We start from the raw sequence: 12,028 nt of genomic DNA on the forward strand, positions 1-12,028 counted from the left end.
AGGAGCATCGCCCGTGCGCTGGCGCTGACGGACCTGGATGGGGATGGGCGGCAGGACGTCGTCGTCTCGAGCGGCGTCGCTCAGGTCGTGAGCGTGTTCCAGGGCGCCAGCACCGGCGGGTTCTCCGAGCGGTGGGACTTCACCCTCGCGGTCCCGCCCTCGGGCCTCGCACTGGCGGACTTCAACGGGGACGGCCGCGCGGACGTGGCCGTGGCGCAGGGGGCCAATGACTCGGTCCGCATCCTGGCGACGCGCTGTGGCCGCTGAGTGACGTGAGGGCCAGGGCCCGGGATGACGGGCTTCGAATCAGGCGCCGCATCGCAACAGAGGGCGATGCGGCGCCTGCCCCAGACCCGCGGAAAGAAGCCGGCGCCGGGCAGGTGCGAGGTCCAGGGCTCGGACACGGCGCTTCGCTTCATGTCGAAGGCGACTTGGGACGACTGAAGCTCCTCCGGAACCCAGATGGAGACATAGGAAATCGCTGCACGGCGGTTCACCCGCCGCTGAGCGCCTGGACGAGCTGCACGGCATCCGTCGGGCGCAGCGCGCGCTCCAGGTCGAACACCTGCTCGCCGTTCACGAAGAAGCGCATGTGTGGGCGCATCCCGTCCTGCTCGTTGACGATGCGGAAGCGCAGGCCCGGGTAGCGACGGTCGAGGTCGGCGAGCAGCTCCGAGAGCGTGCCGCCTTCGGCCTCGACCTCGCGCGTGCGCGTGTACGAGAGGAGCGGAGTGGGAATCAGCACTTTCATGACGCTCTCACCGATGGCTCAGGCCAGCGCGGTGGCCTCCACCGCGTAGATTTCAGGGAGGTTCCGCGCCAGACACGCCCACCGCTCGCCTTCGTCGCGGCTGCCCCACAGCTCACCGCTCGTGGTGCCGAAGTACAGGCCGACCGGGTCCAGCACGTCGGCGCACATCGCCTGGCGCTTCACCGTCCACCAGGACTGACTCTCCGGGAACCCCGAGTCCTGGCGCTGCCAGCGCTTGCCGCCGTTGCGCGTGACGTACACGGAGGGCTTGCCATCCGGGCAGGTGCGGGGCCACACCGTCGTGCCGTCCATGGGGAGCACCCACGCCGTGTCCGCATCGCGCGGGTGCACCACCATCGGGAAGCCGATGTCCCCGACGCGCCGGGGCATGTTCCTCCCGATGCGCGTCCACTCGTTCGACGGCCGGTCGAGGCGATAGATGCCACAGTGGTTCTGCTGGTAGAGCCGGTCGGGGTTGCTGGGACACAGGCGCACGCAGTGCGGGTCGTGGAAGCCCACGTTCTCAGCATCGAAGCCTTCGACGACCTCGAGGCCTCGCACGATGGGCGCCCAGGTCCTGCCCGCGTCCAGCGACTCGTGTACGCCGCCACTCGACATGGCCATGTAGAGGTGCGAGGCGTCTCGCGGGTCGACGATGACGGAGTGCAGCTTCGGCCCGTCCGGCGTGCCGTCCTGCTCGCCGCCCATCCACGTCCGGTACTGCGGGTCGTCGTTGAGCCCGGACACAGGCTCCCAGTTGACGCCGCCGTCCTCGGAGCGGAAGAGCCCCTGCGGCGACGTTCCCGCGTACCAGGCGTTCGGCTCGCTCGCGTGGCCGGGCGTCAGCCAGAAGGTGTGGTCGACGACGCGCCCCTTCTCGCCTTCCGGCGCCTTCGCGAAGGCCGGCGGACGCGCCGCCTCCTTCCACGTGCGCCCGAAGTCCGTGGAGCGGAAGACGGTGGGCCCGAGGTGTCCCGTCTTCGCCGCCGCCAGGAGCGTGCGGCCATCGCGCGGGTCGAGCATGAGATGGCTGATGATGTGGCCAAGGAAGTGCGGACCGTCCACGCGCCACGTCCGCCGCCTGGCATCGCCATGGTACAGCCACGCGCCCTTGCGCGTCGCGACGAGCACCAGCACGCGGCCTCGTGCACCGCGCCGTGGAGCACGCTCGGGCGCCGCCTTGGGCTTCGTCAAACGCGCTGCGAGCTTCCGGGTGATTCCCATGACGCGCTGCTCCTCCAGTACGCGGTGCTCGAGTCAAATGCGCCGCAGCCTACCACCACCGGCCCGGCGGCCCGTGCCCCAGGCATTGTTCGCTTCGAGGTGTTGGCGCAGTGCGCCTTCGAGAGCGAGGTGACTGTGCCTCCGCTGCTCGAATCACGCCGGGAGCCGCCGCCGGAAGAACGCCAGGACCTCGTCTCTCGCGGCGGCGGTGGGCTGGCCCTCCTCGTCGACGAGATGGACGGTCAGGACGCTGTGAGGCGTGGGAATCCATCGGAAGAAGTCGTCGGGGCGCTCGGACTTCGGGCCCGCGGCGCTGTCAGGCAGCACGCGCGCGACGAAGCGGTCCCCGAGCGCTCGCTGGTACGCGGCGAAGCGCTCCGCCCGGCAGAAGGCGTCGCCCTCGAACCGATAGGCGAGGACGGTGAGGTCTTCGTCCACCAGTCGCTGCCGCACGCGCTCCAGTTCCTCGGGGGCGATGTCCATTCCCGCGGGTTCTTCGAGCGGGAGTGACGGCTGTGACATCACCGGCGCCAGCACCGCCTTCTCCAGCATCATCGACAGCGCGAAGCCGCCGGTGAAGCACATGCCAATCGCGCCCACACCCCGGCCGCCGCATTCCGCGTGCGCGTGCGCGGCGAGCGCCCGCAGCCAGGCCGTGATGGGGCTCGACTCATTCGCGGCCAACGCTCGGAACTCCTTGCTGATGCATGCGCGCTGGAAGATGGCCCTTCCCTCTTTCGCGGTGGGCACGGCGCCGTCACGGCCGAAGAGGCTCGGCATCCACACGGTGAAGCCGGCCTCCCGAACCCAGCGGGCAAAGCGCGCCACGCGAGGGCTGATGCCCGGCATCTCCGCCAGCACGATGACCGCGGGGCCGGCTCCGGCCGTGTAGACCTTCCGCGTTTCCTCCAGCAGCGTGACTTCGCGGTGCTGGAAATCCTCCAGCGTGTCGTCCTCTTCCAGATTGCGCATGGCCGCTCCCTCCTGCCCGGAACAGACCACCGCTCCGTACGCTGTCGCCAGTGTCGGAAACGACATGTTTCAGGCAGATTCGGACATCATGGCCTTCACCCTCATCGTCATGGAGGACGCCTTCGCGACGGGCGTCACGGCGACCCTCGACATGCTTCGGGCAGCGCGTGCGCTGGGGGCAAAGTCGCTGCGCTTCGAGGTGTGTTCAGCCGACGGTGGCTACGTCCGGCTCTCCGGGGGCGTGGGCCTCGAGACTTCACGCCTGCGAGCGATGGCCCGCGATGACCGGACGACCTGGGTCATCCCCGGCCTCGCGACGACCCATGCCGCCGCCGTGCGCGAGCGCCTTGCTCGACCGGACGCCTTGAAGCTCTCCAGGGCCATTGCCCGTCATGTCTCCCGCGGAGGGCGCGTCGCCGCCTCATGCGCCGCCGTCTTCCTGCTGCGGCAAGCGGGGGTGTTGAGTCGCCGCCGGGCCACCACCACCTGGTGGCTCGCGGGCCTGCTCGCGGAGATGGAGCGGGAGTGCATCGTCGATGCGGACGCGATGGTCTGTGCGGATGGACCCGTCATCACGGCCGGAGCGGCCTTCGCGCAGACCGACCTCATGCTGCACCTTCTCCGGGAGCGCTGCGGGGCGCGTCTGGTGGACCTGCTCGCGCGCACGATGCTGCTCGACGGCAGGCAGGCGCAGGCGAAGTTCATCGCGCCGGAGCTCCTCGCGAATGGAGACGCCTTGATTGCTCGCATCACCTCGGCCATCGAGACGCGGTTCCCGAATCCGCCGGGTGTCGCCGAGCTGGCCTCGGGCCTGGGCATGACGGAGCGGACCTTGTCTCGCCACGTGCGGCGCGCGACGGGCCGGAGTACCCTCGCGCTCGTTCACAGCGTCAAGCTGCGGCGTGCCCAGACGCTGCTCCAATCGACCCACCTGAGTGTCGACGACGTCGCCGCGGAGGTCGGCTACCAGGATGCGGGAACCCTTCGACGACTGTTGAAGAGGCTCGGCGGTGGGCCTCCTCGGCTGTCTCGCAGGCGCTCGTGGTGCTAAGTGGCTCCGTCCTGGACTTCTCGAACAGGAGCGAGTCATGCGGAACCTCATTGCCTGGTGTCTGTTGTTGTTCTCCACGGCGGCCCTGGCGACCGAGACCCGGTTGGTGGTGAGGGCACGTGCCCGCGATGGCAAGTTCATCGGGACTTCGATGGGCGGCGTGCGGGTGGTGCTCCGGGATGCGCAGACGGGCGAGGTGCTGGCCAGCGGCGTCACCGCGGGCTCCACCGGCAACACCCAGACGTTGATGAAGCAGCCTCAAGCCCGGGGGGCGGCGCTCGCGGATGAGGCGTCCGCGAAGTTCACGGCCACGGTGGACCTCGTCGAGCCGCGGTGGGTGACGGTGGAGGTGTCCGGGCCGCTCGCGCAGCGGCAGGCGCTCGCCACCAGCTCCACCCAGCTCTGGATGATTCCCGGCAAACACGTCGAGGGGGATGGCGTCATCCTCGAGCTGCCCGGCTTCGTGGTGGACGTGCTGGCCCCCTCAGCGCACACGTTCCTCCAGCTCACGGGCGACAAGAAGCTCACCGTCCCCCTCCGCGCCAACCTCGTCCTCATGTGCGGCTGCCCCACCGAGCCGAAGGGACTCTGGGACTCCAGCCGGTACGAGCTCCAGGCCACGGTGAAGCTCAATGGCAAGGCGCTCACCCAGGTGCCGCTGAAGTACGCCGGGAAGACCAGCACCTTCGAGGCCGAGGTGCCCGTCCAGCAGAAGGGCGCTTATGAGGTCACCGTGACGGCGTTCGACCCCGCCACCGGCAACGCCGGGGTGGACCACACGACCTTCGTCGTCGAGTAGTCCTCCCTCCCCAGCTCGCGAAGGGGTGATGACGGACCTCCCCGCGGCTGGCCAGGGCGCTGCGTCCGCCAGAACGCAGGCGCGTGCTGCCAGGACGCCGCCAGGCAGGGCCTTCCGCGATGTCCCTGTGTCAGCGGCGCGGGTATGCGGCTTGCTGTGGAGCCCTGGGCTTCCCCTTGCACTCCCAGGAAACGGCCATGTCTCACTCTCCGTCCCATGTGAAGGATGGGCAGCTCGTCCCGTCCACTCCGTCGTCTCCAGCCGAAACCCTCAGGGGCAATGCCCTGTCCCCGAACCAGGTCACCGAGGGCGCCTCGCCGCTGGACACGGATTGGGCCCCGCTGCGGGACGTCGGCATCGAGGTCGTCACGAGGGACGACGCGGCGTACGCCCAGGCGCGGAAGAACTACAACACTCGCGTTGCCCGCTACCCCGCCGCCATCGCCTTCTGCGCCAGTTCCGAGCACGTGAGCGTCACGTACCACTTCGCGCGCCAGCGACAGCTTGCGTTCCGTGTGCGCGGCGGGCGACACAGCTACGAAGAGCTGTCGCTCATGGACGATGGCCTCATCATCGACGTGAGCCGGCTCAAGCAGTTCAAGCTGCTCGAACGCGACGGAGAGTTCCATGCCCTCGTCGGCGCGGGGATGCGGCAGGAGGACATCTACCAGCGGGTCGGTGCGCTGGGGTTCGTCTTTCCCGCGGGCACCGCGCCTACCGTGGGAGTCTCTGGCGTCGCCCAGGGCGGCGGCATCGGCATGATGAGCCGCGCCTTCGGGTTGACCCTGGACAACATCGTGAGCATCCAGCTCGTCAAACCTTCCGGAGAGCTCGCCGTGGTCAGCGAGAGTTCTCAGGGGCTGGACGGGGAGCTGTTCTGGGCGCTGCGCGGCGGGGGCGGGGGCAACTTCGGCATCGTCACGGCATACACGTTCAGGCTCCACCGCGTCCCGGAGCTGACCGTCTTCGAGATGCGCTGGCGCTACGAGCAGTTCATCGAGGTCATGCGCTACTGGCAGAAGTGGGCGCCGGAGACGGACCGGAATCTCACCTGCCAGCTGACCTTCGAGACGCGGGGCACCATGGACGCGGGCAGCAACCCCATGGAAGTCCATGCCGAGGGCCTGTACCTCGGAAGCCCCGAGGCACTACAGCACCTGCTCGAGCCCTGGGCCCGGGCCGTGAAGCCGCTGGAGGGCTATCCGCGGGTGGAGCGCAAGAGCTTCTGTGAGACCACGGAGTTCTTCGCGAGCTTCGACGGCCCGCCGCACCCCTACAAGACGACGGGCGCCTTCGCGTACGAGAGCCTGCCGGAGGAGGCGCTGAAGACCCTCGTGCGGTTCCTCGACACGGCGCCGAGCAGGCAGTGCTCCCTGTGGATGCAGAGCTTCGGTGGGGCCTTCGCGGACAAGGCGCCCGGAGACACCGCCTTCTTCCATCGGAAGGCCCGGTTCATCCTGGAGTTCGTGGGCGCCTGGAAGACCGGCTCGCTGGTGGGGGCTCAGTGCGCGCGGTGGTCGCAGGGGCTGCGCGACGCGCTGCTGCCTCACACCCACGGGACGTACGTCAACTTCGTGGACCTGAGCCTGTCCACGCCTGGCACGGACAAGGCGCACCAGAAGTTCCTGGGCATGTACTACGGCGACAACGTGCAGCGGCTCCGCGACATCAAGACCCGCGTGGACCCGGACAATGTCTTCGACTTCGAGCAGAGCATCCCCTTGCTGACGAAGGCGCCGGAACCCGCCCGGTAGGAGCCGGCGCACGGCGAACCATCACGATACTTTCGCCAGCGATCCGCCGCGGCGGCGCCGGGCAGCGACCCATGCGAGCACCATCAGCCCACTCCACCCGAGGCCCCCGGGGGTGCCGCTGCTCGCTCCACACCCCCATCCCAGGTCCGGGTCATCGTCCGGGACGGCCACCGGGATGCGCGGCTCCACGTGCACCTGGAAGGAGCAGGTGGCGCTATTGCCCGAGCCATCCCTGGCCGTGGCCGTCACCTGGGTGGTTCCCACGGGGAAGACGCCTCCCGTGGCGTGGCTGTAGCCCAGCTCCGGCGTGGACGCCGTATCCGAGGCGGTGGCGGGCGGGTACTCCACGGCGACTCCCTGGGGGGAAGCGTTCGTCACCCGGACATCCGCCGGGCAGGTGAGGACGGGCGGCGTGGTGTCCCGCACGGTGACGCTGAAGGTGCAGGAGCCGGTGTTGCCCTCCTCGTCCGCGGCGGACAGGACGACGGCGGTGGTGCCGGGTGGGAAGAGGCTGCCGGGAGCGTGGCTGCTCGACACGGTGGGCGAGCGCGTCACGTCGTCACGCGGCGCGGGGACGGAGAAGACGACCTGGGCACCGGCCGCGCTCTCCGCTTCCACGGTGAGGGAGCCAGGGCAGCCCACCTGCGGCGGCGTGGTGTCCCGCACGGTGACGGTGAAGGCGCACGTGCTGGCGTTGCTGGCCGAGTCCGTGGCCGTCACGGTGACGCGGGTGGTGCCCCGCGGGAAGAGGCCTCCCGACGGGTGGCTGGCGGTGAGGAGCGGCTGGGCGGTGACGGCATCGGTGGCCGTGGGCTGGGGAAACTCCACGAGTGCGCCCTCCGGTCCGGTTGCCTCCGCCACGAGGTCTGTCCCGCAGGTGAGGGCCGGAGGCATGGAGTCGCGCACGGTGATGGAGAAGACGCACGAAGACGCATTGCCCGCGTCGTCCGTGGCGGTGACGGAGACGTCCGTGCGGCCCAGGGCGAAGCGACTTCCGGAGACCTGACTCGCGCGCAGCCTCGGCGAGGACACACCATCCGAGGCCGTGGCGGGCAGGTAGTCGACGACGGCACCCTCCGCGCTCGTCGCCTCCGCCGTCACGTCCTGGGGACACGTGAGGGTGGGCGCCGTGGAGTCGCGCACGATGACGCGGAAGGTGCAGGTGGCGGAGTTGCCCGCGTCGTCCGTGGCGGTGACGGTGACCGGGGTGACACCCATCGGGAAGGTGCTACCGCCCGCGGGGCTCGCCGACACGGTGGGGGTGGAGGTGACGGCGTCCGTGGCCGAGGGCAGCGGAGGGCTCACGGCGGCGCCATGTGCGCTCGTGGCCTCGGCCACCACATCCGCTCCACACGTCAGGGAGGGGGCGGTGGTGTCGCGCACCGTCACGCGGAAACCGCAGGACGCGGTGCGGCCCAGGCCATCCGTCACGGTCGCCGTGACGGGAGTGGTGCCCAGGCCGAAGCGCGTCCCGGCCTGCTGGCTGTAGGCCACCGAGAGCGGCGCGGAGCCGGTGGCGGTGGCGGGGAGATAGTCGACGGCCGCCCCCGCGCCGCTGGTGGCCTCGGCCACCGCATCCGCAGGGCAGGTGATTTCCGGGGCGGGAGGCATGCTCACGGTGACCTCGAAGCCGCACGAGGCGGTGTTTCCCGCATCGTCCGTGGCACTCACGCGGACCGGGGTGATGCCCACGTCGAAGTGCGAACCGGACTCGGGGCTGGCGCTCACCTTCACGTCGGACACCGCATCCGAGGTCGTCATGGGCGGATAGCTGACGGTGGCGCCCGTGGTGCTCGTCGCGTCCACGCTGAAGTCCAGGGGACACGTCAGCGTGGGAGGCGTGGTGTCCTGAACGATGACGTCGAAGGAACAGGCGTCCGTACGGCCCAGGCCATCGGTCACGGTGGCGGTGACAGGGGTGGTGCCCAGGGGGAAGCTCGTGTCGGAAGCCTGGCTGTAGGCCACCGACAACGGGGCGGAGCCCGTGGCGCTCGCGGCCGGGTAGTGGACGTGGGCCCCGGAGGCGCTGGTGGCCTCGGCCACCGTGTCCGCCGGGCAGGTGATGTGGGGCGGCGGGGAGACACAGGTTCCCGAGCCGCACGTTCCGTCCGTGCACGCACTGTTACAGCAGACCCCGGCGACGCAGTGGCCGCTCGTGCAGTCCGTGGCGCTCGCGCACCTCGAGCCGTTCTCCGGCTCCGACACCCGCCGCATCACCGCGCGAGGCGTCCCGGACACCGTGTCGTGCGCCTCATACGCGACCAGGAACCTGCCGCGTCCCCACGCGGCCACCGAAGGCACCGCCGGGTTCCCCATGTAATCGGGCATGCTGGCGATGAGGAAGGGCGTCGTGTCCACGAGGGTGCCATCCGGCCGGATGCGCACGCCGTCGAACCGGTTGATGCCACCGCGGCTGTCCCAACACACCAGCAGGTAGGTGCTGCCGTCGAAGCCCAGGCCCGGGAAGGTCTGGAAGGCGCCAACGCCCGTGTACAGCACACGGTTGTCGAGCACCCCGCCATCCAAGGGGCTCACCCGCGTCCCGTAGAGGTCCACGCCTCCCGTGGGGCGCTCGGTCCGCCACACCGTCAGGAAGTTGCTCCCGTCGAACGCCACGGCCGGGTACTCCTGCCTGCCCGTGGTGGAGAGCATGAGCGTCCCCTCGCTGTCGAGCACCCCGCCATCCGAGGCGCGTACCCGGGCCGCGTAGATGTTGGGATAGAAGGTGGGCGTACGCCTGTCCTCCCAGGCCACCAGGAAGACGCCGGCACCGTAGGCGACGGAGGCGCGCGTCTGGGCGCGGATGGCGCCCCCCACGATGAAGCCCGACGGCTCCAGGAGGGTGCCGTCCGAGGCCCGGATCCGGGTGCCATACATGTCGATGTCCGCGCCTCGTGCGTCCTCCCACACCACGAGGTACATCCCTTCGCCAAAGGCCACCTTCGGCGCCCGCTGGTTCCTGGCCGCGTTGGAGACCACGAAGCCGGAGCCCTCGGACACCCCGCCATCCGACTCCCTCACCCACGCCCCGTAGATGTCCCTGACCGACGAAGTGCTGTTCCGGTCGTCCTCCCACACCACCAGGAACCTGCTTCCGTCGAACGCCACCGAGGGCGCGCTTTGGAGGCCGGGGCCAGTCCCGATGGCGAGGCCCTGCGGGTCGAGCACCACGCCATCCGTGGCGCGCACCCGGGTGCCGTAGACGTCGCCCTGGCCCTCGCGGTCGCGAGCGTCCGTCCACACCACCAGATAGTGGTCCCTGCCCGCGGCCACGACGGGCGACTTCACGGTTGCGAGCTGGCCGCCCACGAGCAGCGGAGGGGTGGTGTCGAGCCTCGTCAGGTCCGAGGCCCGCACCCGGTTGCCGTAGATGCCGTGGCGGTTGTCGCGGACGCCCCGCCAGAGCACCAGGAGGTTGCTCCCGTCGAACCCCACGGCGGGCGTCAGGGTCGTCGTCGGGGTCTCCTCGGAGAGGGGCACCGGGGTGGCGTCGAGCATCACGCCATCCGTTCCGATGCGAAGGCCCTGGAGCACATGGTTCGGACCCGCGCCCACGACCTGTTCCCAGATGAGCAGGAAGTGGCTCGCGGTGGCGCCCACGGTGACCCGGATGTCATAGGGCTGGGTCTCGGTGCCCGTCAGGAGGGGAAGGCCCTGCGGGTCGAGCACCTCGCCATCCGAGGCCCGCACCCGCGTGCCATAGACCTCGGACCCGGAGGCGACCGCCCGAGCGTCGCTCCACACCACGAGGAAGTGGCCCCCGACGAAGGAGACGGTGGAGTAACGCTGGGCGCCTGGGGCCGTGGAGAGGCTCAGGTTGCCGAGCACCGTGCCGTCCGAGCCCCGCACGCGTGCGCCGTGGATGTTGTAACCGGACCCGCCGGTCGCCCCCATGTACTGGGTCCAGGTCACCAGGAGGTGGGTTCCATCCGAGGCGATGGAGGGCCAGTTGATGCCCTCCGGGGTGCTGAAGATGAGGCGGCCCGAGGAGTCCAACACCGCGCCCGACGAGGCGCTCACGCGCGCGCCGTAGATGGCGGTGGTGGTGCCGCTCCGGGCGTCCTGCCAGGCCACGAAGTAGTTGCCCCCCGCGTAGGCGGCGACCGGGCTGCTCTGGTCGTTCGGGACGTTGGTGATGCGCAGGGGGGCGGCGTCGAGCGGCCGTCCCGTCGAGGCACTCACGCGCATTCCGTAGATGTCGGAGTTGCCGGAAGCGACCACGGTGGTCCAGACCACCAGGAAGTCGGTGCCATTGGTGGACACGTTGGGGGCGTACTGGTGGGTCGTCGTGCCGGTCATCCCGGGGATGCCGCCGGGGTCGAGGATGGCTCCATTGGAGGCCTGGACGCGCGTGGCCTGGATGGATCGGCTGCTCCCGGTGTGGTTCTCCCACACCACCAGGTACATGCCCCCGGCGTAGGCCACCGAGGGCTCCCAGGTCAGCTCACCGCGGGGACCGGAGACCCGGTTGCCGGGGGTGATTTCGGGGGAGATGACCGGGTCGAGCACCGCGGGCCAGGCCGAGGCCTCCAGCACCTGGGCCGGCACGCGCATCACCAGCACGCCGCCCTCGCGCACGGGCTCCACCGCGGTGCGCACGCCGTGCGCGTCCACCCAGGTGGCCTTGCCATAGCTCACGCCCAATCCCGACTTCCGGTCCCTGTAGTGGTGCCCCTGCTCCGAGGAGCTCACGTACTCGAGCCCCGACAGCTCCACCCGCACCTCCAGGTCGCCCGAGCCCTCGGGCCGGGAGGCCAGCTCCCAGCGCTGCTCCAGCCCCTGGTCCCCGTTGCTCAGCACCTCCACCACCGGGCCGCGGTCCAGCGCCAGCGCGCCGTCTTCTCGCACCGAGGTCCGCACCGGGCGTGCCAGGGGCCGTCCCCCCAGTGACAGAGAGACGGTCCGCACCTCCAGCGGGGCGCCGGTGACGGACGGGGGCGGCTCGCGCTTGCGCGCCGGACCGGTGGGCTCCTCTCGGGCGGAGTGCCGCGCCGCTTCCGGGATCTCCGGCCAGTGGCGCGGGGAGAAGCGGAACGTCCCGTCCTTGCCGACGTGGACGGAGTAGGTCTCCTGCTCGCCCGTGAAGGACTCCTGCGTGGTCCGGAAGGACTGCCCTACCCGGCGGATGACGGCCTGGACGTCGAAGGGCGGCGAGACGTCGACGGCGGCAGGGGGCTCGGTGGGCTGCTCCACCGGCGCTTCCTGGGTGGGGGAGCAGGCGGTGACGAGCAGGGCCACGCAGCCGAGCGCGGCGACGAAGACGGGCAACACGGAGTGACGAGACATGCAGGGGCCATGGCGCGAGGCCATTGGTTCCTTCGCGAACGTGCGGTGGAGAGGCCGCGAGTATAGGCGAAGCGCGAGCTTCGGTTCTTCAGGTCGGAGTCGACCCGGGACCGTGCGCCTCCCCACGGTCCGCGTCTGCGGCCCATCATCCTTCGCGGGTGAATGCCCTGCCCCGCGCCAAAGGCGACGAA

Annotated in this window: 8 protein-coding genes; 4 read left to right on the top strand and 4 right to left on the bottom strand. The window is 70.3% G+C overall.

Annotation, left to right across the window (positions count from 1 at the left end):
* Nucleotides 1-267: FG-GAP repeat domain-containing protein (locus tag HG543_RS28410; protein ID WP_169348022.1), on the top strand; the 267-nt coding region annotated here is incomplete at its 5' end.
* Between the two features lie 226 nt (nt 268-493).
* Here HG543_RS28410 and HG543_RS28415 read toward each other — a convergent pair.
* From HG543_RS28415 to HG543_RS28425, 3 genes are all read right to left on the bottom strand, one after another.
* The gene (locus HG543_RS28415) at nt 494-751 is read right to left on the bottom strand and encodes a MoaD/ThiS family protein (RefSeq protein WP_169348023.1); all 258 of its coding nucleotides are present in this window, start codon (nt 749-751) and stop codon (nt 494-496) included.
* An 18-nt stretch (nt 752-769) separates the two neighbouring features.
* A complete protein-coding gene (locus tag HG543_RS28420; RefSeq protein ID WP_211194229.1) occupies nt 770-1,975 on the bottom strand; it encodes a beta propeller repeat protein in 1,206 nt (401 codons plus the stop codon).
* 153 nt (nt 1,976-2,128) lie between these two features.
* Nucleotides 2,129-2,947: a dienelactone hydrolase family protein gene (locus HG543_RS28425; protein WP_169348024.1), complete on the bottom strand. Its 819-nt coding sequence runs from the start codon at nt 2,945-2,947 to the stop codon at nt 2,129-2,131.
* 64 nt (nt 2,948-3,011) lie between these two features.
* On the opposite strand from HG543_RS28425, the gene HG543_RS28430 reads away from it, so the two are divergent.
* From HG543_RS28430 to HG543_RS28440, 3 genes are all read left to right on the top strand, one after another.
* Nucleotides 3,012-3,998 carry a GlxA family transcriptional regulator gene (locus HG543_RS28430; RefSeq protein WP_246357367.1) on the top strand — a complete coding sequence of 329 codons (987 nt, stop codon included), beginning with the start codon at nt 3,012-3,014 and terminating at the stop codon, nt 3,996-3,998.
* 37 nt (nt 3,999-4,035) lie between these two features.
* Nucleotides 4,036-4,797, top strand: a complete 762-nt coding sequence (locus tag HG543_RS28435; protein ID WP_169348025.1) for a hypothetical protein — start codon at nt 4,036-4,038, stop codon at nt 4,795-4,797.
* Between the two features lie 197 nt (nt 4,798-4,994).
* A complete protein-coding gene (locus tag HG543_RS28440; protein WP_169348026.1) occupies nt 4,995-6,551 on the top strand; it encodes an FAD-binding oxidoreductase in 1,557 nt (518 codons plus the stop codon).
* A gap of 21 nt (nt 6,552-6,572) precedes the next feature.
* Here the strand turns inward: HG543_RS28440 and HG543_RS28445 are convergent, their stop codons facing one another.
* Complete coding sequence (locus HG543_RS28445; protein ID WP_169348027.1) at nt 6,573-11,837, bottom strand: HYR domain-containing protein; 5,265 nt, start codon at nt 11,835-11,837, stop codon at nt 6,573-6,575.
* Nucleotides 11,838-12,028: the final 191 nt, after the last annotated feature.

The sequence above is a fragment of the Pyxidicoccus fallax genome (assembly GCF_012933655.1).
In the GTDB taxonomy this organism is placed as follows: domain Bacteria; phylum Myxococcota; class Myxococcia; order Myxococcales; family Myxococcaceae; genus Myxococcus; species Myxococcus fallax.